This is a genomic window from Ruegeria sp. YKSD179, from assembly GCF_059612885.1.
The window spans coordinates 16,187-40,595 of the sequence record NZ_JBXWRL010000035.1 but is presented as its reverse complement, the minus strand read 5'-3'; the positions used below and the strand labels follow the sequence as shown (position 1 = coordinate 40,595).

General features: G+C 52.7%; 22 protein-coding genes. 12 read left to right on the top strand and 10 right to left on the bottom strand.

Going from position 1 to position 24,409, the window contains the following annotated elements; genetic code table 11:
• Nucleotides 1-4: 4 nt before the first annotated feature.
• Both carB and AC2FNE_RS16150 read left to right on the top strand, forming a co-directional pair.
• Nucleotides 5-3,349, top strand: coding sequence for a carbamoyl-phosphate synthase large subunit (carB, locus tag AC2FNE_RS16155; RefSeq protein WP_496805795.1), 3,345 nt, complete (start codon nt 5-7; stop codon nt 3,347-3,349).
• 112 nt (nt 3,350-3,461) lie between these two features.
• Complete coding sequence (locus AC2FNE_RS16150) at nt 3,462-3,872, top strand: VOC family protein (RefSeq protein ID WP_170607238.1); 411 nt, start codon at nt 3,462-3,464, stop codon at nt 3,870-3,872.
• A 19-nt stretch (nt 3,873-3,891) separates the two neighbouring features.
• On the opposite strand, the gene AC2FNE_RS16145 is transcribed toward AC2FNE_RS16150, so the two are convergent.
• Genes AC2FNE_RS16145 through AC2FNE_RS16135 form a run of 3 tightly spaced genes read right to left on the bottom strand, consistent with a single transcriptional unit; the run spans nt 3,892 to nt 8,446 of the window.
• A complete protein-coding gene (locus AC2FNE_RS16145; RefSeq protein WP_170607240.1) occupies nt 3,892-6,933 on the bottom strand; it encodes an efflux RND transporter permease subunit in 3,042 nt (1,013 codons plus the stop codon).
• Nucleotides 6,934-6,944: 11 nt separating this feature from the next.
• Entirely contained in the window at nt 6,945-7,982 is a 1,038-nt protein-coding gene (locus tag AC2FNE_RS16140) for an efflux RND transporter periplasmic adaptor subunit (protein WP_170607242.1), read from the bottom strand.
• Complete coding sequence (locus AC2FNE_RS16135; RefSeq protein WP_170607244.1) at nt 7,979-8,446, bottom strand: MarR family winged helix-turn-helix transcriptional regulator; 468 nt, start codon at nt 8,444-8,446, stop codon at nt 7,979-7,981. The genes AC2FNE_RS16140 and AC2FNE_RS16135 overlap by 4 nt, the downstream gene beginning before the upstream one ends.
• A gap of 156 nt (nt 8,447-8,602) precedes the next feature.
• Here AC2FNE_RS16135 and AC2FNE_RS16130 point away from each other — a divergent pair, with 156 nt between their 5' ends.
• On the top strand, nt 8,603-9,727 hold the full coding sequence (locus AC2FNE_RS16130; RefSeq protein ID WP_170607246.1) for a beta-ketoacyl-ACP synthase III: 1,125 nt from the start codon (nt 8,603-8,605) through the stop codon (nt 9,725-9,727).
• 56 nt (nt 9,728-9,783) lie between these two features.
• Here the strand turns inward: AC2FNE_RS16130 and AC2FNE_RS16125 are convergent, their stop codons facing one another.
• On the bottom strand, nt 9,784-10,245 hold the full coding sequence (locus tag AC2FNE_RS16125; protein WP_170478472.1) for a hypothetical protein: 462 nt from the start codon (nt 10,243-10,245) through the stop codon (nt 9,784-9,786).
• A 357-nt stretch (nt 10,246-10,602) separates the two neighbouring features.
• On the opposite strand from AC2FNE_RS16125, the gene AC2FNE_RS16120 reads away from it, so the two are divergent.
• The gene (locus AC2FNE_RS16120) at nt 10,603-11,181 is read left to right on the top strand and encodes a thymidine kinase (protein WP_170607248.1); all 579 of its coding nucleotides are present in this window, start codon (nt 10,603-10,605) and stop codon (nt 11,179-11,181) included.
• Nucleotides 11,182-11,318: 137 nt separating this feature from the next.
• On the opposite strand, the gene AC2FNE_RS16115 is transcribed toward AC2FNE_RS16120, so the two are convergent.
• The 4 genes from AC2FNE_RS16115 to AC2FNE_RS16100 all read right to left on the bottom strand — a co-directional run bounded on the left by AC2FNE_RS16115 (nt 11,319) and on the right by AC2FNE_RS16100 (nt 13,576).
• Complete coding sequence (locus tag AC2FNE_RS16115; protein ID WP_170478467.1) at nt 11,319-11,657, bottom strand: tRNA-binding protein; 339 nt, start codon at nt 11,655-11,657, stop codon at nt 11,319-11,321.
• A complete protein-coding gene (gene proC, locus AC2FNE_RS16110; RefSeq protein WP_170607249.1) occupies nt 11,650-12,465 on the bottom strand; it encodes a pyrroline-5-carboxylate reductase in 816 nt (271 codons plus the stop codon). The genes AC2FNE_RS16115 and proC overlap by 8 nt, the downstream gene beginning before the upstream one ends.
• 38 nt (nt 12,466-12,503) lie before the next feature.
• The gene (locus AC2FNE_RS16105; protein ID WP_170478462.1) at nt 12,504-13,004 is read right to left on the bottom strand and encodes a type III secretion system chaperone family protein; all 501 of its coding nucleotides are present in this window, start codon (nt 13,002-13,004) and stop codon (nt 12,504-12,506) included.
• Between the two features lie 323 nt (nt 13,005-13,327).
• Nucleotides 13,328-13,576 carry an accessory factor UbiK family protein gene (locus tag AC2FNE_RS16100; protein WP_170478459.1) on the bottom strand — a complete coding sequence of 83 codons (249 nt, stop codon included), beginning with the start codon at nt 13,574-13,576 and terminating at the stop codon, nt 13,328-13,330.
• Between the two features lie 97 nt (nt 13,577-13,673).
• Between AC2FNE_RS16100 and lgt the strand changes: the two genes are divergently transcribed.
• The 5 genes from lgt (at nt 13,674) to AC2FNE_RS16075 (ending at nt 17,890) form a co-directional block, all read left to right on the top strand.
• Nucleotides 13,674-14,561 (top strand): prolipoprotein diacylglyceryl transferase, encoded by an 888-nt coding sequence (lgt, locus tag AC2FNE_RS16095; protein ID WP_170607250.1) that lies wholly within the window; start codon nt 13,674-13,676, stop codon nt 14,559-14,561.
• Nucleotides 14,558-15,625 carry a class I SAM-dependent methyltransferase gene (locus AC2FNE_RS16090; protein WP_496805794.1) on the top strand — a complete coding sequence of 356 codons (1,068 nt, stop codon included), beginning with the start codon at nt 14,558-14,560 and terminating at the stop codon, nt 15,623-15,625. Before lgt ends, AC2FNE_RS16090 begins: the two co-directional genes overlap by 4 nt.
• Complete coding sequence (gene pgeF, locus AC2FNE_RS16085; RefSeq protein ID WP_170607254.1) at nt 15,622-16,380, top strand: peptidoglycan editing factor PgeF; 759 nt, start codon at nt 15,622-15,624, stop codon at nt 16,378-16,380. The genes AC2FNE_RS16090 and pgeF overlap by 4 nt, the downstream gene beginning before the upstream one ends.
• Before the next feature lie 271 nt (nt 16,381-16,651).
• Nucleotides 16,652-16,780 (top strand): hypothetical protein, encoded by a 129-nt coding sequence (locus AC2FNE_RS16080; RefSeq protein WP_302477842.1) that lies wholly within the window; start codon nt 16,652-16,654, stop codon nt 16,778-16,780.
• Nucleotides 16,781-17,107: 327 nt separating this feature from the next.
• Nucleotides 17,108-17,890: a Hint domain-containing protein gene (locus AC2FNE_RS16075; RefSeq protein WP_170607256.1), complete on the top strand. Its 783-nt coding sequence runs from the start codon at nt 17,108-17,110 to the stop codon at nt 17,888-17,890.
• Between the two features lie 118 nt (nt 17,891-18,008).
• Here the strand turns inward: AC2FNE_RS16075 and AC2FNE_RS16070 are convergent, their stop codons facing one another.
• Nucleotides 18,009-18,509 (bottom strand): Lrp/AsnC family transcriptional regulator, encoded by a 501-nt coding sequence (locus AC2FNE_RS16070; RefSeq protein ID WP_170607258.1) that lies wholly within the window; start codon nt 18,507-18,509, stop codon nt 18,009-18,011.
• A 226-nt stretch (nt 18,510-18,735) separates the two neighbouring features.
• On the opposite strand from AC2FNE_RS16070, the gene trxB reads away from it, so the two are divergent.
• The 3 genes from trxB to AC2FNE_RS16055 all read left to right on the top strand — a co-directional run bounded on the left by trxB (nt 18,736) and on the right by AC2FNE_RS16055 (nt 23,406).
• A complete protein-coding gene (trxB, locus tag AC2FNE_RS16065; RefSeq protein WP_170607260.1) occupies nt 18,736-19,677 on the top strand; it encodes a thioredoxin-disulfide reductase in 942 nt (313 codons plus the stop codon).
• Between the two features lie 130 nt (nt 19,678-19,807).
• A complete protein-coding gene (locus AC2FNE_RS16060; protein ID WP_496805793.1) occupies nt 19,808-21,493 on the top strand; it encodes an adenylate/guanylate cyclase domain-containing protein in 1,686 nt (561 codons plus the stop codon).
• A 197-nt stretch (nt 21,494-21,690) separates the two neighbouring features.
• A complete protein-coding gene (locus AC2FNE_RS16055) occupies nt 21,691-23,406 on the top strand; it encodes a bifunctional sulfate adenylyltransferase/adenylylsulfate kinase (RefSeq protein ID WP_496805792.1) in 1,716 nt (571 codons plus the stop codon).
• A gap of 121 nt (nt 23,407-23,527) precedes the next feature.
• On the opposite strand, the gene AC2FNE_RS16050 is transcribed toward AC2FNE_RS16055, so the two are convergent.
• Nucleotides 23,528-24,406 (bottom strand): PhzF family phenazine biosynthesis protein, encoded by an 879-nt coding sequence (locus AC2FNE_RS16050; protein ID WP_496805791.1) that lies wholly within the window; start codon nt 24,404-24,406, stop codon nt 23,528-23,530.
• Between the last annotated feature and the right edge of the window lie 3 nt (nt 24,407-24,409).

Sequence of the window (24,409 nt, the reverse complement as noted above, 5' to 3'; positions counted from 1 at the left end):
CGCCATGCCGAAGAGAACCGATATCCAATCGATTATGATCATTGGGGCGGGCCCCATTGTCATCGGCCAAGCCTGCGAATTCGACTATTCCGGTGCACAGGCTTGCAAGGCGCTGCGTGAAGAAGGCTATCGTGTCATTCTGGTGAACTCGAACCCGGCCACGATCATGACCGACCCCGGTTTGGCAGACGCGACCTATATTGAACCGATCACGCCTGATGTCGTCGCCAAGATCATCGAGAAAGAGCGCCCCGATGCCCTACTGCCCACGATGGGCGGACAAACCGGCCTGAACACATCGCTTGCCTTGGAAGAGATGGGGGTATTGGACAAGTTCGGTGTCGAGATGATCGGAGCTAAACGCGACGCCATTGAAATGGCCGAAGATCGCAAACTCTTCCGAGAGGCAATGGATCGTCTGGGCCTGGAGAATCCAAAAGCTACAATTGTTACCGCGCCGCGCAAGGAAGACGGTAATGCAGATCTGGATGCAGGTGTTCAAATCGCTTTGGGCGAATTGGAAGAAATCGGTCTGCCCGCAATTATACGCCCCGCCTTTACTTTGGGCGGCACAGGTGGCGGAGTTGCCTATAACCGCGAAGACTTCATTCACTTCTGCCGATCAGGCATGGACGCGTCACCGGTGAACCAAATTTTGGTCGACGAAAGTCTTTTGGGGTGGAAAGAATTCGAAATGGAAGTGGTGCGCGACACTGCCGACAATGCCATTATCGTTTGCTCCATTGAAAACGTCGATCCGATGGGCGTGCACACGGGTGACTCAATCACAGTCGCTCCAGCGCTAACTTTGACGGATAAAGAATATCAGATCATGCGGAACGGTTCGATTGCTGTGTTGCGTGAGATTGGTGTCGAAACAGGTGGTTCAAACGTACAATGGGCGATCAACCCAGACGACGGCCGGATGGTTGTTATCGAAATGAACCCGCGCGTGTCACGTTCTTCTGCGCTTGCTTCCAAGGCGACCGGATTTCCGATAGCCAAAGTCGCAGCGAAACTGGCCGTGGGTTATACGTTGGACGAGTTGGACAACGATATCACAAAAGTTACGCCAGCCTCGTTCGAGCCGACCATTGACTATGTGGTCAGCAAGATTCCGAAATTTGCCTTTGAAAAGTTCCCGGGTTCCAAGCCATATCTGACCACCGCGATGAAGTCGGTTGGCGAGGCAATGTCCATTGGCCGCACCATCCATGAGTCCTTGCAAAAGGCGCTGGCATCGATGGAGTCAGGACTGACAGGTTTTGATGAGATCGAAATCCCCGGACTGACTGTAGGGTCATGGGACGAAGCCGACGACAAAGCTGCAGTCATGAAGGCAATCAGCCTGCAGACGCCGGATCGTCTTAGGACCATCGCCCAAGCTATGCGGCACGGCCTGACCGATGACGAGATCTTTGGCGTGACAAAATTCGACCCTTGGTTTTTGGCGCGCATTCGCGAAATTATCGAAGCCGAACGAACCATACGCACAGACGGCCTACCCGTCACCGAAGAGGGTATCCGCAAGCTAAAAATGTTGGGCTTCACAGATGCGCGACTGGGCAATCTAACGGGTCGCTCGGAGGACAACGTTCGTCGTGCCCGCCGCAACCTGGGTGTGACAGCCGTATTCAAACGCATTGACACTTGCGCGGCCGAATTTGAGGCACAGACGCCATACATGTATTCGACTTACGAAGCCCCTATGATGGGTGAGGTTGAATGCGAAGCCCGGCCAAGCGACCGTAAAAAGGTTGTCATACTTGGCGGTGGCCCCAACCGCATAGGTCAGGGTATCGAGTTTGATTATTGCTGTTGCCATGCATGTTTCGCGCTGACCGATGCAGGGTACGAAACCATAATGGTGAACTGTAACCCCGAAACAGTCAGTACAGACTACGATACTTCGGACAGGCTGTATTTTGAACCGCTGACGTTTGAACACGTTATGGAAATTCTGACCAAGGAACAGGAGAACGGCACATTGCACGGTGTAATAGTTCAGTTTGGCGGTCAGACTCCGTTGAAACTCGCCAACGCGCTTGAGGCGGAAGGCATTCCGATACTCGGAACGACTCCTGATGCTATCGACCTGGCCGAAGATCGCGAACGTTTTCAAGCCTTGGTCAATGAATTGAACTTGAAGCAGCCAAAGAACGGTATCGCCTCAACCGATTCCGAAGCGTTGGAAATCGCAGAAGAAATCGGATTTCCATTGGTAATCCGCCCGTCCTATGTATTGGGCGGACGTGCAATGGAAATTGTTCGCGATATGGACCAGCTGAAGCGATACATTAACGAAGCCGTAGTCGTTTCAGGAGACAGTCCGGTATTGCTGGATAGTTACCTGTCTGGTGCAGTTGAGTTGGACGTGGATGCGCTTTGCGATGGAACGGAAGTACATGTCGCCGGCATAATGCAACATATTGAAGAGGCCGGAATTCACTCGGGGGACTCCGCCTGTTCTCTGCCTCCATATTCACTTACCAATGAAATCATCGAAGAAATCAAGAACCAGACATTCAAGCTGGCCAAAGCCCTGAACGTCGTGGGCCTAATGAACGTCCAATTCGCGATCAAAGAAGATGAGATTTATCTTATCGAGGTAAACCCGCGCGCCTCACGTACAGTGCCATTTGTCGCCAAGGCAACGGACAGCGCGATTGCTTCGATTGCCGCGCGCATAATGGCGGGCGAGAAGCTTTCGAACTTCCCGCTGCGCCCGGCCTATCAAGAAGGCAAGGACACCGAGATCGCAGACCAGATGACGCTGGCCGACCCAGACATGCCTTGGTTCTCAGTAAAGGAAGCAGTTCTTCCTTTTGCCCGCTTCCCCGGGGTCGATACACTTCTCGGCCCTGAAATGCGCTCAACGGGTGAAGTCATGGGTTGGGACCGCGATTTCCCCCGCGCCTTTCTCAAGGCTCAGATGGGCGCCGGGATGGTATTGCCTTCGTCCGGTCGAGCGTTCATTTCGATCAAGGACGCGGACAAGACGCCGATGATGCTTGAGGCCGCGCAACTTCTGGCCGCGCAGGGATTCACGCTTGTTGCGACACGGGGCACGCAGTCATGGCTGTCAGGACATGGTGTAGACTGTGAGGCCGTGAACAAAGTGTACGAAGGCCGTCCTGACATCGTAGACATGATGAAAGACGGCCAGGTGCAACTGGTGATGAACACTACCGAAGGTGCGCAGGCGGTTGAGGACAGCAAAGCCATCCGATCGATCGCTTTGTTCGACAAAATTCCATATTACACCACTGCTGCCGCCAGCCATGCGGTTGCAATGGCCATAAAGGCGCAAACAGAGGGCGATGTAGGGGTAAAATCCCTACAGGGCTAACGCATGATTTCAACAAAAGACTAGTAGGACCCCGGTAGTTACCGGGGTCTCTTTTCTTTGAGAATCTGGTAACCTACTGCATCGTTGACCAGTCAGTCCGTGCAGGTGTCCTATGAATTTATTCACGACATACGGAACGAACGACCTTAGTCGCGCCATTCGGTTTTACGACGCGATATTTTCCGTCCTTGAGCAACCGCGCCTTCCCGGCTGGTCAAGTGGTTGGGCTGGCTGGGGAAAAAATGCGGGCCAAGGAACCGGGTTTTGGATATGCCAACCATTTGATGCCAAGCCGGCCAGCGTAGGTAACGGGACGATGATTGCCTTTCCGGCCAAAAGCGCGGATCAGGTTCGACAATTTCATGCGGCTGGTATTAACAACGGCGGAATGAATGAAGGCGTCCCGGGTATTAGAAACCGCTACAAGCCCGACTTCTACGTCGCTTACCTTCGCGATCCGGACGGCAACAAGCTGTCATGCTTTTATTTTCACTATGACTCAGAGATGGATGAAGGCGGCTGAACCTACCGCCCTCGCTTGGTCAAACAGAAGCAAACTCTCGTTTCTCTTCGCGAGAGAAGAAAATTGAGTAAAAAACCGGTGCTGCGACCATTGTGAGGATCGTAGCAAAGGCCAACCCGCCCATGATCGTAACTGCCATCGAGACGAAAAATGCGTCGGTCAGAAGTGGGGCCATACCCAAAATCGTGGTTATAGCCGCCAGCATAACAGGCCTAAGACGTGACACGGACGCCTCGATGATAGCTTTGCGAAGAGGCTCACCCGTAGCACGAACCAAATCAATTTCCTCGACCAGCACGATGCCATTTTTGATCAACATACCCGAAAGGCTTAGCAACCCCAAAAGCGCCGTGAATGTGAAGGGCAGTCCAGTTCCCAGCAGGCCGATCACGACTCCATTGACGGACATTGGCACAAGCAACCATATGATGATCGGCTGCCGGATTGCATTGAACAAAAGGACCGATATCAGAACCATGATCAACAGGCTCAACGGCAATTGCCGACCCAGGCTTTGTTGAGCGTCACCTGAATTTTCATACTCGCCGCCCCACTCCATGTCGTAACCTAAAGGAAGTTCAATTGCTTCGACTGCTGCTCGGACTTCTGAATGGACCTGAGCTGCAGTCATGTCAGGCGGAATGTCTGCGCCAACGGTAATGGTCAGAACCCTGTCGCGACGATGCACCAGCGTATCTAATGATCTGTATTCGAACCCGTCTACCATTTGCTCGATAGGCAAAAAACGCTCGGACTGATCTGAATAAACAACCTGATCGACAATGGAATAGTCTCCATCTGCCGACCTACGCAGAATAATCGGAATCTGTCGGTCGCGCTCGCGTAGAACTCCACCCGTTATCCCGTCTGTCGAGAACTGTAGGGTCGCTGCAATATCCTCACGCGCGACGCCAGCCGTCTGCGCCCGTTCGGTGGCGTATATCGGCTGCACTGCCAATTCTTTTTCACGCCAATCATGATGCACATGCAATGCATTCGGCGAAGCCTGAGACATGACTTGAACAGCCTCTTCCGCAAGCTGACGAAGAACAACCGGATCACTGCCTGAAAAGCGCGCTTGAATCGGATCGCCACCGCCCGGCCCGAAAACCAACCGTCTTGTGCGGAACTCGCCTTCTGGGAATTGCGAAGCCCCAAATGCCGCTAAATCCGCCTGCAAACCTGGGATATCGTCAAGGCTCGCTGTTCTAATGACCATATGACCATAGCTTGGGTTCGGCTTTTCTGCCGAGTAAGTGAGCATGAAACGCGTTGCCCCCTGACCCACAAAAGTTGTGACCGATACGACATCCTCCCGTTCGCTAAGCCAGTTCTCGAAAACGGCCATGTCCTGCGCAGTACGTGCAATTGGCGTACCTTGGGGCAGTTTGTAGTGCACAAAAAACAACGGTGTATTTGAATCGGGGAAAAACTGTTGCTTCATCAGTCCGAAGCCAGCGTAGCATGCGACCGTAATCCCGATGAGACCCGCAACAACCAGCCACTTAAATCTCAGGGCCCAGCGCAGGATCGTCCCGTAGACGCGGAACAAAATTCCTCCATATGCATCGATCTCGCCCTCTTTGCCCTGTTTAAAGAAATAGTGTCCCAGCATCGGGGTCACAGTAATCGCCAAAATCCAACTAAGCAGCAGCGAGATGCCGATTACAGCAAATAGCGAAAACAGGAACTCTCCGGTCGCATCCGGGCTTAGGCCGATACCGGCAAATGCCATTATGCCAATCACAGTGGCACCAAGCAGAGGTATTTGCGTTTTCGACGCGACATCTTCGGCAGCGTCGCGCGAGGGTTTACCACGCAACATTGCGATCTGCATCCCTTCGGCCACCACAATGGCGTTATCCACCAGCATTCCCATGGCAATAATCAACGCACCCAGCGAGATCCGTTCCATCTCGATCGAAAACAGGGACATGAACAACAGCGTTCCGACAACGGTCAGCAGCAAGGTTGCGCCAACAACAACAGCTGCCCGCCATCCCATAAAAATGCCCAAAACAGCGACTACGATGGTCACTGACATGGCTAGGTTCACGAGAAAATCGTTCGAAGCCTGTTCTACCACGACATGCTGCTGATATATGGGAAGAATTTCAACGCCATATGGAATATCAGCATCAAGATCCGCGAACTTGGCATCTGCGCGTTTGCCCACTTCAACGATGTTTTCGGTCGCCAAACCAGCGATACCGAGCGTAAACGCTTCGACCCCATCGTATCGGATAATAACCTCGGGGTCGCTTTGCCGAGCACGGTAGACGTCGGCTGTGTCAAAAAGGTTGATGACCTGACCCTGTGATCCAACAGACAACCCAGCAATGGCCGAAACGCTGTCCGATCCTTCCGCTGTCAGAATTGTTGTTCGGTCACTGTCCGACCGCAAGGAACCCGAGGAGTTTACCGAATCTGCATTTGTTATCGCGTCAGTTATAGCCTGTAGCGGTACATTCTGGTTCACGGTTATTGCCAGGTTGGGTTCGATGAAGATGGCTTCTTCCGGCAGGCCTTGAACTTCGACATCGGCAACGCCTTCGACGCTTAGCAATTCCCGTCGCAAAAACGTTGCCAACTCATGCTTTTCAGAATCCGAAAAACCCTCGGCAGTCACAGCGTAGAACAACCCAAAGACATCGCCGAACCCATCATTGACGAAAGGCGCGCCAACGCCGGACGGCAATGCACGTGCCGCGTCCCGTATTTTGGCTCGTAAACGGGTCCAAATATCGGGGAGCTGGTCTCCGTCGTAGGTGGACTTGACTTCTACCTCAATGATTGAACGGCCAGGTTGATTTACGGACGTAATGGTGTCCACCTCGCCCATCTGCTGAATGGCGGATTCCAAAGGCTCCGAGACTTCCAAGGCGACCTGTTCGGCCGTCGCACCCGGGTATTCTGTAATGATGACCGCATTCTTGATGGTAAAGGCCGGGTCTTCCAATCGCCCCAGCGAAAAAAATCCCCAGATGCCCCCAAATAAGGCGATAAGAATAATCAGCCACGTGTAAATAGGCCGATCAATTGAAGAACGAGCGATATTCATTGATCAGAACCTTAGTTGGAAAGGCCAGTGAAGCGGCGGACGGTTTGACCGTCATCCAATGAGCTTCCACCCGCAACAACAATTTCGTCACCATCCGAGAGCCCCTCCAGAACGCGCACATCACCTGTTTGCGTTGGCTCGATCTTTACGGAAACACGGCTCACTGTTCCCTCATCTGCGCCGACAGGAGAAAACACCATCACGCCCAAGTCACCTTTTGCATCGGCAATTATTGCAGTTGCCGGAGCAACAATGCCAGTGCGGTTATCTTGCACCTTTGCAGTGACAGTCACGGACGAGCCAGGCAAGATTTGCAGGCCTTCTGGTGGTGTTAGGCCAAACTGAATGCGAAATGTCTGTCCCACGCTGGAAGTCTCGGCATCGAATTCGCGAATCTCCAGTGGAAATATCTCGTCACTGACAGGAAACTTTGCCGTGATTTCGATGTCATCCTGCTGACCCGTGCGCTGGAAAAGAATCTCGGGCACATCCACTTCAATCCGCAACTCCGACATATCGTGAATTCGCACAATTGGCGTGCCTGCTGAAACTGTTGTGAACGCTTCAACTGCCCGGCTGGACACTAACGCGTCAAAAGGTGAGGTAAGTGTGGCGTGTTCCAGTTCATATTCGGCGTCCCGAACAGCAATAGCCGCCAATTGCGCCGCTGTCTCCGCGTCGTCCACGGCAACTTGACTGGCGGCTGTGCCACGCAAACGCGACAGACGCGCAACGGTTCGATCAGCTTGATCCTTTTGCAGTCTTGCCCGGTTCAGTCTTAATTCGAATGGCTCCTGATCCAAACGCGCAATTAACCCGTCCTTCGGGATGACGAATCCCTCGGTTATCGGCATATCGACTATTTGACCGCCGACCTGGAAAGCCAAATCTACAGTTTGCCGTGCGGCGACTCGTCCAAAGAATTGACGCGAGAAACCCGGCGTGGTTTCACGGACCTGCATCAGTTTGACAGGTTTCGTTGTTTGATCGGCGAAAACAGGTGTGGTGGCAGTGGACAGAAAAATGCTCAGAAAAATCAGCAATTTCATTTCTTCAATCCTTCGGGAATTCCAGTTTCTATAATGTTATCTCGGATTTTTCGCGCCAAGCGCGCGAACTCGGCTGTTTCCGTGTTATTCAAGCCAGAGGCGCGGTGAAAGACCTCTCCCGCCGCTGTTTCAAGCATGCTGCGGGCATGGTTGCCCTGCTCCGTCAACACCAGTAGCCAAGCCCTCCTGTCTTCGGGGTCACGCTGACGTGAAAGATAGCCCGATGCTTCCAAAGCATCCGCGGTAGCGGTGATTGTAGACGGGACGGTCAACATATCTGCGGCAAGAACTCCCATGCGCTTCGGTTCATCCAATTTAATCAACATGTGGCATTCCTGATGACTCAGATCGGTTTCGATTTGGTCAAAACTCTCTTCCAGTTTCCAGTACAGAGCATACACACCCATCATTGCCTGAATTTCAGGACTAAGGCGCGCCAGTCGGGAACTAATGTCGTCTGTCATACGGAGACTCCACGCTTCCAAAGCGATTTACTTCATTTTTTGAACCATTCAATATGTGAAGTTAAAGATCTATTCAAGTTCCCTAGGGTCAACATCTCTTGATCAAACTCATGTGTGATTGCATTTTGTGCAGATCCGAAACATTCAGGACGCGCCATGTATACGCCCGCCATCACCGGTACCGGAGTCTTTACGCCCAAAAACGTCATAACAAATGCCGAGCTTGTCGAAGCGTTCAATTCTTTCGCCGACAGGAAGAACGCGGAAAACGCTAAAGCCATCGACGCCGGTGAGGTGGAACCGATACAACATTCGTCCGAGGAGTTTATCGTAAAGGCCTCGGGAATTGAGAACCGCTATGTTATGGACAAATCCGGCGTTCTGAATCCCGAAATCATGCATCCGACCTTGAGGCAGCGATCGGACGAAGAGCCCGGGATAATGACCGAAATGGCTGTCGACGCCTGCAACAAGGCCCTGCAAAAAGCCGGGCGTTCGGCGCAAGAGGTGGATTTGGTGATTTGCGCGGCATCGAACCACGAACGCGCCTACCCTGCAATTGCAATCGAAATCCAACAAGCACTGGGAACAAATGGCTTTGGGTTTGACATGAATGTCGCCTGTTCGTCCGCTACCTTCGGAATACAGGCAGCTGCCGATATGGTACGTTCGGGTTCGGTCAGATCAACGCTTGTTGTCAATCCCGAGATATGTTCAGGCCATTTGGAATGGCGGGACCGAGATTGCCATTTCATATTTGGCGACGTTGCAACAGCAACTCTGATTGAACGCATGGAAGACGCGAAGGGACCGCATTTCGAAATAGTTTCGACCCGTTGCGCGACCCAATTTTCAAACAACATCCGAAACAACAATGGTTTCCTTCGCCGCTCGCGCCCCGACGGCCTGGTCGACAGGCGCGATATGCAATTCATGCAGAACGGTCGCAAAGTATTTAAGGAAGTACTGCCGCTGGTAAGCAAGCATATTTCCAGTCATATGGAAGAAGAATCGATAACCAGCAGAGATCTAAAACGCCTATGGCTGCATCAAGCAAACAAAACCATGAATGATTTCATTGGGAAAAAGGTACTGGGGCGCGAACCCGAACCCGGTGAGCAACCAAATATACTGCAGGATTATGCGAATACGTCATCTGCAGGGTCTATTATCGCGTTTTCCAAATATTCGGATGACCTGGAAGAAGGAGACGTTGGACTGATCTGCTCATTTGGCGCGGGGTATTCAGTCGGCTCTGTATTGGTCAAACGGCACGCTTGAGAAGACCGACGCAGTCGCTGAACTACATAGAAAGTGATAGGGTAAAAGCTGGTCGATTAGCTGACGCTTTCCTCTTCCAAATGTAGCTTCATCTCGATCAGTACTTGTTGTAAAAGACTGGTTTCCTTTAGCAGACGCTTTGCCTCGTTCATCGTTATTATGCCGTCTTCGATTGCGGCGTGATATTCCGTCATCAACATCGCAAATCGTTGGCTTAAAGCGATAACGTCCGCATTCACACCTCCGGTGCGCGGAGTATCCGAATTTCGGCAGTCGTAGGACAAAGTAATGTTTTGAAGGTCCGCCAACGCCGACGTCACATGCGGATAGGTCGCAACAGTTTCAAGCCTCGCCACCGCATCTACCGGCATAAACCGATCAGTGTGTTCCGCATTGTCCGAGTAATATCGCCCAAGTGTTGCCTTGGACTTGCCGGTAATTTCGCACGCGGCTTCGATGCCGACATCTTTCACCAATGCCTCGGTGTGCTTTTTCAAATAGGCCCCGATATCTGCCATGTGTGCTACCTTTGCTTCCTACGCAACCGCCCCAATTCTGTCCGTGTCGGGGAAAGGGTGGGCAAATTTCCCATATTTGTCTCACAAATGAAATGCCATAATTCAAGCATCCCTCAGATATGCAGGGATTTTGTGAGTGAGTGGCGGCCGTTCGAGCCGGTAAAGAGTAATGGTGGGGCTGGATTTTCGCCTTGCTACGTTCTGGCCAAATGTTGGCCTGCGGCGGCGCTGTTGTGGAAGCGGGGGTATCCATCCCCAAGAGCTCATGCTCAACCCCGGCAACTGCAATGGCGGCGTCGCGTATTGTACGCTAATTGTTGTCTTGCCCCGCACGTCCGGGCGAATTAGACCCGCGCCATGGCAAAGTTGTATTTTAACTATTCAACGATGAACGCGGGAAAATCGACCGTATTATTGCAAGCATCCCATAATTATCGCGAACGGGGTATGGAGACATACCTACTGACCGCAAAAATCGACGGACGCGCGGGTTCGGGGCGCATAGCATCGCGAATTGGGATCTCGGAACAAGCGGACACCTTCCGAGAAGATGATGATGTTTTCAACATGATTCAAAACCGCTTGAACGCGGGTTCTGTGGCATGTGTTTTTGTGGATGAGGCGCAGTTTCTGACCGAAGATCAGGTGTGGCAACTGGCCCGCGCAGTAGATGATCTGAACGTACCTGTGCTGGCTTACGGTTTGCGTGTCGATTTCCAGGGAAAGCTGTTTCCTGGATCGGCATCCCTTTTGGCGTTAGCCGATGAAATGCGAGAAGTACGTACAATCTGCAAGTGCGGACGCAAGGCTACCATGGTCATCCGTCAGGACGAGAACGGCAATGCGATAACCGAAGGTGCACAGGTACAAATTGGCGGAAATGAAACTTATGTTTCATTATGCCGCAAGCATTGGCGAGAAGCAGTCGAAGGCTAGACAGGATTTGGCAAGCGGCGACCTACGGCGATTGTTGAGATATTGTCCAGTGCCACGTGCACCATTGTTGTGCGCATTCTTTCGGTTACTTTGCCCTAGTGCGGTATAGGGGCAGCCTAACCCATATCGCACAGCAACTAATGCATCCTGCCACCAAGCGGTACTGGTTGATCTGGACTGATCAGCACAACCTCTCCGTCTTTATCCGGCAATCCCAGAACTAACACATCGGACATGAACCGCCCGATCTGGCGCGGCGGAAAGTTGACGACGGCCATAACCTGTTTTCCGACCAAACCCGAAGGATCATAATGAGCCGTTACCTGAGCGGATGTCTTGCGCTCGCCGATCTCGTCACCAAAGTCTATCCACATCTTGATCGCGGGTTTACGTGCCTCTGGATAAGGTTCCGCACGAACCACCTTGCCGACACGGATATCGACCTTGAGAAAGTCATCGAACGATATCTTACTCACGCGACAGCTCCTTCGAACGTTCTGTCGCCGCCTGAACTGCTCGGTGCAAAAGGTTGGGGAAACCTTCTTCTGTGTGCATCAAAACCTCCAAAGCTGCTTGGGTAGTACCGTTTGGCGAGGTTACATTTTTGCGTAGTTGTGCCGGGTCTTCTTCGGCCGCCATCGCCAAAGCCCCGGCACCCGCAACCGTTGACTTAGCCAACCTCATCGCCAGATCAGGCGACAGACCCTGAGCCTCACCCGCTGCGGCGAGAGTTTCGATCAGGTGAAAGACATAGGCTGGCCCCGAACCGCTGAGGCCAGTGACAGCGTCCATCTGATGCTCATCTTCCAAACGAACAGTTTCGCCAATGGCTGACAGAAGGTTTTCCGCCAACGCCATGTCTGTGTCAGAGGTTTTTGAATTTCCGACCAGCGCCGTTATTCCCCGTCGGATGGCGGCCGGGGTATTGGGCATCGCACGAACGATTGGTGTTTCGCCACCTAATATCTGCTCAAATGTGTCGATCGAAGAACCGGCCGCAACGGATATGAACAGAGTTTCACCGCCGCCCAACGCCTTGATGGTTGGTAGAGCCTCGCCCATCATCTGTGGTTTGACCGCAACCAAAACTACGGCAGGTGCTTCAGGTAGAGCGGCATTGATTCTTACACCTTGCGATTTCAACCAATCCGAGGGGAATGGATCAATCACCCAAACCGACCTTGCGGGCAGACCGTGATCCAGCCAGCCCGCCAACATCGCCGATCCCATCTTGCCGCATCCCAGAAGCACGAGTCCCCGTTCAGCAACATGCGACACATCCATCCTTGCCCCTCCCATGCGATGCAGTTCGGGGCAAAGCTTTACGCGCGGCCGTAGGCCTCTGCAATGGCGACTTGCATCGCTTCTTCCGGGGTTCGATTGCCCCAAGTAACCAGTTGGATCGCAGGATAATAACGCTCTGCGCTCAGAACTGCAGCGTTTATCATCGTGTCAATCTGCTCTGGGCTGGCTGCCTGGCCACCAGCCAAAACGAGACCATAGCGATAAACCATCAGTTTCTGATTAGCCCAGTATGTGAATGCTCCGGCCCAGCACTGGTCATTCATCTTATTGAGCAGTTCATACAGTTCAGCCTCACGGTCTGTTGGCGGTTCCATCTCGAACGAACAGACCATACGCAGCGTTTCGTCATAGTTGGACCAAGCCAGTGTAATTGAATAAGTTCGCCACTGCCCCTCCACTGCCATGGCAATTTGATCATCACCGATCCGGTCGAAATCCCAGTCGTGATGTTCGGCAAGATGTTCAACAATGTCGATTGGATGAAGATCTTCTTCGAGATACTGCTCGGAAAGGGCCATTATGCCACCTCACTAATCTCTAGCAGTTGGGGGCTGGCAGCGCCCCAGCGCTAGTTGCCTGCTCTACAAGCCGGGCTTCCCCCTTGGGCCTGTACTAAATATGGTGCGATGTGGCAGAGTCTGTGGCAACCCCCATTTTTGGGGAAATGTGCAATAAGTTGTGGATAGTAGGCAACGCCGATCAAAATATTGGCAAAGATTGTAGCTTTGCCTTGATTAATTGCCGCGATGCGTCAAGATACACCGCACCGCAAGATCCCACGTATGGGCCGCGCGGTGTACATCTTTGCCATTTTTTTCTGAAGTCGACAGTAGCCTGCACGCTACTTGTTCAGTTGCGCCTCAATTTCCGCAAGACGCGCTTCTAACGCTGCATTTTCTTCGCGTGCTTTTTGGGCCATGGCGCGAACAGCATCAAATTCTTCGCGTGTCACGAAATCACGATCAGCCAACCAACGATCTATCATCGATTTCATCGCATTCTCGGCTTCTTCCCGGGCGCCCTGGGCAACACCCATAGCGTTGGTCATAAGTTGGGACATGTCGTCCAAAATTTTGTTACGGGTCTGCATGTCTGTACTCCGATAGCGTACTCAATTCCTATATGGGCAATGTATCGCGCAGGCTCAAGGTTGACTTGACCCGTGCACCCCGGGCAATGAGACGCACATGCAGGCTGTAATAGACTTCCCCGAATTATCCCCCGAACTTTTTTCGATTTCGATTTTCGGGATGGAACTTGCACTCAGATGGTACGCGCTGGCTTATATTGCGGGCATTCTGATCGCATGGCGCATGGCTGCTGGGGCGCTTCGTCGGCCTACTCTTTGGCCCGCAGATACACCGCCCATCAAGCCCGAACAGCTGGAAGATTTCATTACGTGGATCATCCTGGGCGTGATTCTGGGTGGGCGTTTGGGATTTGTTCTGTTCTACCAACCCGGATATTACCTTTCGCATCCGCTAGAGATTTTGATGGTCTGGCAAGGTGGTATGGCGTTTCATGGCGGGCTCTTGGGTGTCGTGATCGCGACATATGTTTTCGCGCGAAGACATGACATAGCAATTTTATCATTAGCCGATTTAGTCGCGTATACGGTTCCGCCCGGGCTGTTTCTTGGACGATTGGCAAATTTTATCAATGCCGAACTATGGGGCCGACCATCTGAGTTGCCTTGGGCTGTTATTTTTCCCGGCGCTGCTGCGCAGGACTGTCCCGGAGTTATTGCTGGCGTATGCGCACGGCATCCCTCGCAACTGTATGAGGCGATATTGGAAGGGTTGCTTTTGGGTGGGTTGCTTTTGTGGCTGGTTTATCGTCGCGATTGTTTTCGCACTCCCGGGTTTGTCATGGGCGTCTTTTTAGCGGGGTATGGCATTTCGAGATTCATCGTCGAATTCTTTCGCCAACCTGATGTGCAATTCGTTTCGGCAGGAAACCCACTAGGATTGGCTTTTCATATTGGCGGATACGGACTGACAATGGGGCAGATTTTGTCACTCCCAATGATTGCACTGGGCGTTTGGTTTGCCTTACGCGCCCGGCGAAACGCATGAGCTTAAAAGATATTCTTATCGCGCGAATTCAGCAAAACGGTCCGCTCACCGTGGCCGACTATATGACGGAATGCTTGTTACACCCAAAACATGGGTACTATACCAACCGCGATCCACTGGGTTCGCGGGGTGATTTCACAACCGCACCCGAAATAAGTCAGATGTTCGGAGAATTGATCGGGCTATGCATCGCGCAATGTTGGGTGGATCAGGGCCGGCCCGCACAAATTTGCCTTGCCGAATTGGGACCTGGGCGCGGAACGTTGATGGCGGATATTCTCCGTGCGACGCGACAAGTGCCCGGATTTCACGATGCCGCTGAAATCTTTTTGCTCGAAGCATCACCGACCCTGCGAGAAATTCAGCGTGAAACGTTGCGGGATTACTCGCCAAAGTGGATCTCCTCAATCTCAGATTTGCCCGCACTTCCGCTATTCCTTATCGCAAACGAATTTTTCGACGCACTACCGATTCGCCAGTTCTTAAGGGATGGCGATGGATGGCGCGAACGGTTGGTTGGGTCGGACGGAAAATCCTTAAATTTTGGCCTTGGGACGCGGGCCGCTCAAACTTTGCTCAAGGACCGACTCACTGACACTAATGACGGTGATCTGGTCGAATGTTGTGCAGCGGCAGTTCCAATCATATCCTCGGCTGCGGAACGGATTGCGACCTGTGGCGGCATGGCCCTGATCGTCGATTACGGTGATTGGCGGGCATTGGGCGACACCTTTCAGGCCCTTCGGGACCACAAACATTCCGATCCACTTGAAGAGCCGGGAAAGGCAGATTTGACGGCTCATGTAGATTTCGAAGCCATAGCGCGCTCAGCCCAATCGGCAGGATGCAGTTTTTCGCGCCTCACCCCGCAAGGCGTGTATTTGGAGCGCTTGGGGATAACTGCGCGGGCACAGAACTTGGCCTCGTCACTTCAAGGCCAGGCGCTCGAAGCGCATATCTTGGCACATCGACGGTTGACGCATCCCAATGAAATGGGAAACCTGTTCAAGGTGCTTGGTATTTATCCGCCATCTGCAGCGCTGCCACCGGGATTGGAGCCATGACCTTGGAAATTCTCACCTCGGAATTGCTATCGCCTGTCAAACACGGGTTCTTCAGCAGGCGCGGCGGCGCGTCTTCCGGGATCTTTGCCGGATTGAATTGTGGTTTTGGTTCATCAGATCTGACTGAAGCCGTGGCATTGAATCGCCGACGTGTCGCTGAGGCAATGGAGGTTGGGCCGGATGCGTTGGTTGGGGTACATCAGGTGCATTCCCCCGCTGTGCTAACTGTGGATTCGCCGATCGAAGGAAGTAAACCCAAGGCGGATGCCCTTGTTACTTCCACACCTGGTCTCGCCCTGACCGTCCTCACCGCAGATTGCCAACCAGTTTTATTCTCTGATCCAGATGCAAAAGTTATTGGTGCCGCGCATGCAGGCTGGCGTGGGGCACTGGACGGCGTTTTGGAAGCGACACTGGACGCGATGGAAACGCTCGGCGCCAGACGGAGTAATACTTCAGCCGTTATTGGTCCTACAATTTCGCAGCGGGCTTACGAAGTTGGCCCTGAATTTATGGACGAGTTTTTGATGGCATCGCACGACAATGCCAGATTTTTTGCCAATGGACAGGGCGACAGACTGCATTTTGACCTACCTGCCTTTGGCCTGCACAGACTTCGCGAAGCTGGCGTGGGACAGTCTGAATGGACGCGGCATTGCACATATTCTGACCCGGAAAAGTTTTTTTCCTATCGACGCGCCACCCACGCCAAAGAGGCAGACTATGGGCGCTTGATTGCGGCGATAAGACTTTAATTTCGGGCGTAAATATGGCAACTCCGCCACTTTTCCGCCACAATTATTGTGTTTACCTGACTCAGAATCGTTTCAATTTTTCACAAGTGGTCAGGGTGTTACCTTGGATTTTGGTCTGAGAGTACCCGTCAGGTTAACAAAGAGGTACACGAAACCTTCAATTTGTCCTCAATTCATCCCGGATCAGCCTTATCCCTGCCGCAAACCCGCGTCAGATTTAGTGTTGTAACGGAAACAAGGGCGCTAGCCCGATGCAGAGCAGGACAAGAAAATGAAGCCAAAATCACGCTTTCTGACCGCCGTTGTTGCGGCCGTAATGGCGCACGAACCGGAAATGCCATGGAAGCGGGTTTCAAGCCATTCCGCCAGAGTTGCGCGCCGCTTGGCAGGTCGGCTCTGATGCGGGCCCCTTCGGAACTAAGCTGCCAGTTCCAATGGGCAAAACGCACGCCAAACTGTGCTCCGGTCTGGTGTGCGACGTCGCAGATGGGTTTGCGTCGTTTTTTTTCGGAGCATGTGCGCGCAGGTGGTCAAAGCCTGCAGTTAAAGAGTTTGTCTGGGGGGTCATTAAATTGGCCAAAACAAAGTGTTTCTTTTTGCGGTTCGGTTTCACTGTGAAATCCGTTCTGCGGCTGCCCTGTTGATCGAAGGCAATGAACAAGACCGTCTGGCGGGTATGCGAGGGGTTCAGCCCGCCTGCACGGAAGTACAAGAGGGGACGGAATAAATGGCTATTCCAAATTCACTGGCCCGCGCGGCGAGAAACGCCGTCGAGACATCGCCTCTGCTGCGCGAAGCACCTCAGCCAGGGGCAAAGCAAAAACCGCAACTGCGGCGCTATGAAGTCAGTGCGTTACTGGAAAACGGGGACTTTTCGCAAACACGCCACATTGCACCCGCATTGCCAATGTTCGAAGATGCATTCTGTGCCTTCACGCGCGGTTCCTTAGTGGAAACGCAACAAGGGCCTATGGCCATCGAAGATCTGTTGCCCGGCGATTCAGTTCTGACTCATGGTGGATCATCTGAAACGGTGTTGTGGAAAGGCTCCGTTACGCTGATTCCGGGGCGCGAAGACTCACGCGGCCGAACTAGGCCTCTGACGCGAATCATGGCGGACACCTTTGGGATGCAAAAGCCGATGTCTGGCGTTATCGCTGGCCCGGCTGCTCGACTATTGAGCACACCGCCACATCTGCGGCATTTGAATGGCGGTCAGCCGATGCTTACCCCAGTAAGCGAGTTTCAGGACGGAATGGGTGTAATCCAGACCCTCCCGCCGACGCCTGTCGAACTGTTTCACATCTGCTTGCGAAGACACTCTGTGATCCGCGTCGACGGACTGCAGTTTGAAACCTATCACCCTGGCTCAAATGCCGTTCGAACGATCAGTCATTCCTTGCGCTCCATTTATCTCAACTTATTTCACCACATAGATTCGTTGAGTGATTTCGGGCCGTTGCTGGTGCCGCGCGCCGGAGACGGTGAAATTGATGCAATAACCGCGTAATGCATTGATCGTTAATGCCAGTGCGGGGGCATGATGCAGATTTTATTTAGTTGGGTGATCTATTTGACTGTGGTTTCATTGCTGCCGCCCTGCAAAGCTGACCAAACAAAAAACACGGTCAGGCGGTCCGGTTCATCCGTTCTTCCAAGACGTCAAATGGCACGCCTGGCTCGTCTTTTGCGCCTCGGATAACAAGTGACGTTTTTACGCTGGCCACATTGGGTGTCGTCAACAATTCACCCGTTAGAAACTGTTGAAAGCTGCTTAAATCTGGCGCTACGCATTTCAGGATAAAGTCCACTTCGCCATTCAACATATGACATTCCCGAACCAGCGGCCATTCGCGGCATCGTTCTTCAAAAGTGCTCAGTTCGGTTTCAGCCTGGCTCTCCAGTCCAACCATAGCAAAAACCTGAACTTCAAAACCCAATTCGCGGGCATCAACCTCAGCGTGATAACCACGTATATACCCTGCGTCTTCCAACGTGCGCACGCGCCGCAGGCATGGAGGTGCGGAAATACCGACACGTTTTGCAAGCTCGACATTAGTCATTCGACCGTCGGACTGCAGTTCAGCCAGAATTTTTCGATCGATCTCATCCAGCCGCGTCGTAACCATCAATGACTCCTGAAATTTACCAGTTCTTATAACAGCGCCCTGCTAATGCGCAATAATCTTTCGCCTCAGCGCAACATTCTGCATTTTGATCGCATTCCATCTCTTTTCTACGAAAACCTGGCATATCAACTTCATTGTTCAAAAGGGCTTTAAGCCCCCTGCTGCCGTCGCTATATCCAATCGCGGCGGGCTGCAGCCCGAGGCAGGCAGATTGAGTGGGGGCACCATGGCAGAGACACGACACACGAAGGTTCTGATTATTGGATCAGGGCCGGCCGGATACACCGCAGGCGTTTATGCAAGCCGCGCAATGTTGGAGCCCATATTGGTGCAAGGGATTGAACCAGGCGGCCAATTGACCACCACGACCGAAGTGGAAAACTGGCCAGGGGACACCGAAGTCCAAGGCCCGGACCTGATGGTACGCATGCAGGATCATGTCAAGGCAATGGGCTGTGAGGTTATCGGCGACATCATCAATGACCTAGACCTAAGCAAACGCCCTTTCACAGCCACTGGTGACAGCGGTACGATTTACACTGCTGATGCGGTGATTTTGGCCACTGGCGCCCGTGCAAAATGGCTCGGCTTGCCATCCGAAGAAAAATTCAAGGGCTTTGGAGTTTCAGCTTGTGCCACCTGCGACGGGTTCTTCTATCGAGGCGAGGAAATCGTGGTTATTGGGGGTGGCAACACTGCCGTCGAAGAAGCTTTGTTTCTGACAAATTTTGCCAGCAAGGTGACCCTAATACACCGTCGTGATGAATTGCGCGCCGAAAAGATCCTGCAGGATCGGCTCTTGAAGAATGAAAAAATAGAACCTCTTTGGTTCCATGAGCTGGAGGAGGTCGTCGGCACTGATACACCGTTAGGTGTCGAAGCAGTTCGTGTGAGAAACGTGAAAAGTGGGGAAATAACAGAGATACCCTGTAAAGGTGTCTTTGTCGCGATCGGTCACGCACCTGCGAATGAGCTGGTTAAAGACAGCCTCGAGACGCACATGGGCGGCTATGTCGTGACTAAGGCAGGCTCGACCGAAACATCGATTCCGGGCGTTTTTGCGGCGGGTGACTTAACGGATCATATTTATCGGCAGGCGGTCACCAGTGCCGGGATGGGCTGTATGGCCGCGTTGGATGCGGAAAAGTTTCTGGCGGAGCACGATTAAAAATTTTTCCTGCGCCTAATAGCAGGTTCACTGACCCAAGTGCGTCGGCAAACTGCGGTTGGGGTCTATTGACCCCTGCCCTTCACCATATCAGACTCGGCGTTAGTAGGGCACGATATGGATGATTTCATTGGAAAACGCACTTTGGCGCGGCGGATGGGCAACCCGACTTAGGATCGCAACTGGCCTGGTGCTATTTGTGTTCGCGTTTTTCCACTTTATTAACATAGGCTTGGGACTGTTTCATACCGACCTGTTGCATGGGATGCAAGAAAGTCGTCAGTTGGTCTCTCGGCACAATGTGTTTAGTGCCATATTGTATGTCGCCCTGTTCATCCATGCGACACTGGCTTTGCTGTCGTTAGCACAGCGGCGGACGCTTCGGATGCCATTAAGCATGGCGTTGCAAGCAGTTTTAGGGTTACTGATTCCCATTCAGCTAATCGCACATATCGTGCAAACCCGTTACGCCCATGAAATTTATGGCGTCAATGACGAGATGGGGTACATCATCGTCTTGATGTGGCCCAGCACCGCCATCTGGATGCAGAGTTTGCTGATCCTTCTGGTTTGGATACATGGGTGTATTGGCTTGCATATGTGGCTGCGCTTGACCAATTGGTGGCGGGCCATTGTACCATACCTGATTGGATTTGCCGTATTTGTTCCTGGTTTTGCACTCGCTGGCGTGTTGACCGAGGGGCGCCGATTGTGGGCAGACTTTGCCGACCCGTTTTTGCGCGAACAATATATTGAGCATTACAATTGGCCTTCTCCAGAAGAGTTCGATGCACTATTTGGCGTCACCGACGCATCGATGACGGTATTCTGGTTGGCACTGGCTTTGACCGGATTGACCTACCTAGGGCGCAAGTTTTGGCGCCGGCGGCATTCCGTTCGGGTGCGTTATGTTAATGGCCCCGAAGTCGTTTCAGAAAAAGGCATGACCTTGCTGGAAATATCCCAGGCAAATGGTGTGCCCCACACGGCGTTGTGCGGCGGCAAGGGGCGTTGCACCACTTGCCGAATATTTGTCGAAGACGGCGGAGACCAATTACCGGCACCAAGTGACATTGAGGCCCGAAGCCTGTCGGCCGTCGGCGCACCTGATGGTATGAGACTGGCCTGTCAGGTACGCCCGACAGCACCTTTGACCGTGTTCCGAGTTTTTCGTCCTGACGGAGGGCGCGGCAGGGCTCATGCCAGTCAAGGGCAGGAAAGGCAGCTAGCGGTTCTTTTTTTGGATATGCGCGGCTTCACCGCCCTAACTGCCGGGCAGTTGCCATATGATATCGTCTTTCTGCTGAACCGGTTTTTCGACGCCATCGTACCGGCGATCACCGCAAATGGGGGCACAGTAGACAAGTACATGGGCGACGGTCTGTTGGCGATGTTTGAAACCAGAGACGCGGCCAGTTCCGCGTTGGCAGGCCTGAATGCCGCAGCGGGGGTTGGGCATGCCCTTGAGCGTTTCAATCAACAACTAAAGGCTGAGGGTAGTCCAGAAATCAGAATAGGCATGGGACTGCATTTAGGTGATCTGGTTCTGGGTGAGATTGGCGCAGCCAAACACGCACCCCGAACAATAATCGGAGACGCAGTCAATGTGGCCAGCCGCCTCGAAGCAGAAACCAAAGCCCTGCGGGTCGAACTCCTCGTTTCCCAATCGGTCTTGCTTGCAGCTGGCCTTGAAACAAACCCAGACGAACTGCGCGATTTCCAACTTCGCGGCGTTTCCGAATCTGTGCCAGCGTTACCGGTGGAGAGGGCCTCGGATCTTGAACTTCGATTAAAGCAAGAAGAACAAATTGCCTAACAGACGACCCCCAAACTGAAAACAAGGGAAAATTTACCTGTCAATAATTCTGGGTTTGGGAATTTTTCCCAAGCTCCGTAAAAACCTCATATTTCATCCTTTGTTTCAGGGACTCTCTGGACTTTGTCGAAAGTCCGGGGCACATCGTTTGGCAACACTTCGAAAAACGTGAAAATCTAACAGATACGAGTATTCCTATGACGATGTTAAGCAACTTGGCACCAATCCCTGAGCTTTACGTGTCTTACGAGTCTGCTCAAAAACTTAAGGCCGAAGCAGCAGATCTGACAAGCTGGGATCTGACGCCGCGCCAGATCTGCGATCTGGAGCTGTTGATGAATGGCGGTTTCAATCCATTAAAAGGGTTCCTGAGCGAAGCTGACTACGACAACGTCGTAGATAATATGCGGCTTGCTGACGGTACCTTGTGGCCGATGCCAATCACGTTGGATGTCAGCGAGGATTTTGCCGAGCGGATTCAACTGGGACAGGACATTGCTTTGCGCGATCTCGAAGGGGTTATCCTGGGCACAATGACCGTGACCGACCGCTGGATGCCAGACAAGCATCACGAGGCCAAGATGGTCTTTGGCGCAGATGACCAAGCGCACCCTGCGGTGAACTATCTGCACAATGCGGCCGGGAAAGTTTACTTGGGCGGCCCAGTTACAGGTATCCAACAGCCTGTCCACTATGACTTCAAAGCTCGCCGGGACACACCGAACGAGTTGCGTGCTTATTTCCGTAAACTGGGTTGGCGTCGCATCGTGGCATTCCAAACGCGAAATCCACTGCACCGGGCGCATCAGGAATTGACTTTCCGTGCCGCAAAAGAGGCTCAGGCCAACTTGTTGATCCATCCTGTCGTTGGGATGACCAAACCGGGCGACGTAGATCACTTTACCCGCTTGCGTTGTTACGAGGCCGTTTTGGACAAGTACCCTGCATCCACGACCTCAATGTCTTTGGTGAACCTAGCAATGCGCATGGCCGGCCCACGTGAGGCCGTCTGGCATGGCCTGATCCGCGCCAATCACGGTTGCACCCATTTCATCGTTGGCCGCGACCATGCTGGCCCTGGCAAAAACAGCAAGGGCGATGACTTTTACGGCCCGTATGACGCCCAGGATTTGTTTCGCAAGTTCCAAGATGAAATTGGCGTCGAAATGGTTGATTTCAAACAGATGGTTTATGTGCAAGAACGGGCGCAATACGAACCTCATGACGAAATCCTGGACAAAGACCAGGTTACAATCCTGAACATCTCAGGCACTGAACTACGTCGCCGTTTGCGCGAAGGATTGGATATTCCGGAATGGTTCTCTTTCCCCGAGGTCGTGCAGGAGTTGCGCAATCGCTTTCCACCACGCTCGCAACAAGGCTTTACCGTCTTTTTCACCGGTTTTTCCGGCTCGGGTAAATCCACTATTGCCAATGCGTTGATGGTCAAGCTGATGGAGATGGGTGACCGCCCAGTGACGCTGTTGGATGGCGATATAGTCAGGAAAAACCTTTCGTCCGAGTTGGGCTTTTCGAAAGAACATCGCGACCTGAACATCCGCCGGATCGGCTATGTCGCCAGTGAGATCACCAAAAATGGCGGAATTGCAATTTGCGCCCCAATTGCACCCTACGAGACCACCCGTCGCGCGGTTCGTGAAGAGATTGAGAAATTTGGCGCTTTCTGTGAAGTGCACGTTGCAACAAGCATTGAAGAATGTGAATGCCGCGACCGTAAAGGTTTGTACAAACTTGCCCGCGAGGGGAAAATCAAGGAATTCACCGGAATCTCTGACCCTTATGATGTTCCAGCAGATCCTGAGTTGCGCGTTGAAACAGAAAATGTCGAAGTGGACAATTGCGCCCATCAGGTTCTGCTTAAATTGGAGAGTATGGGCCTGATTGCAGGGTAAAATTAGGGTGGTGTCTTCACAGACACCCTTTTCAGGACAAAGCGACAGCATGGTACCAAGCGTCGGACATGCATCGGTGACTGTGCTGATGAAAAGGAACAGGCTGCTCTTGATATGTTGCCTAAACCGGGAGATCCACCTGCCCACGCATCAGGACGAATCCTTGACCAGCTACCTTTACGCCAGTCATTGCATCTGTTGGTCCTACACGGGTCACCGTTGCTTGCCCAGGCCGACCCATATCGTGTCCTTGCTCGGCTATGAAGGTATCTTTTTGCATTAAACCGTGACGCCAAAGATAGGCGGCCATGGCTCCAGTCGCGGAACCTGTAAAAGGGTCCTCGGGCGGGCTGGGCGGTACCATAAGAAGGCGTGAAAAGGTATCCCCTGCGTTAGTCGCACCATTCAGTGTCACTAGGAAAGGTTCGGCCAAATCCGAACTGGCAAGACCTACGGACTCTGCGATTTTGGACAATGGGTCCAAAGCAAGCCGCGCGGCGCGCAAGGCATCGTGGTCGCGCAGAATCGTGACGCAACAGGGCAGTCCGGTAGAAACAAATTGCGGTGGTGAAATTATAGCCTCTGCGGGTAGGCCTATCGCAGCAGCGACAAGATCAACCGGGACATAATCACCAAACTCGGGCGCGACCTGCGTCATCTCAATTTCATCACCTTTCAGGTGGATAGAGACGATTCCCGCACCTGTCTCCAGAGTTAAACTGTCGCCTGAAAACAGGTTACGTGCACGAAGTGCTTGAACCGTGGCAATCGTTGGATGCCCGGCGAAAGGAATTTCCCTGCTGGCCAAAAAATATCGGACACGAACATCAGCAATGTCGGATGGTCCGGTAAAGGTGCACTCCACCAAAGAGGTTTCGCGCACGAATGACGTGCAAACGTCATCCGGCAGATGCGCCGCATCATGAACCACGGCGCACCCGTTTCCACCAAATGCGCGGTCGGTAAACGCATCTACCCAATCAAAATCAAACCAGCTCATGAT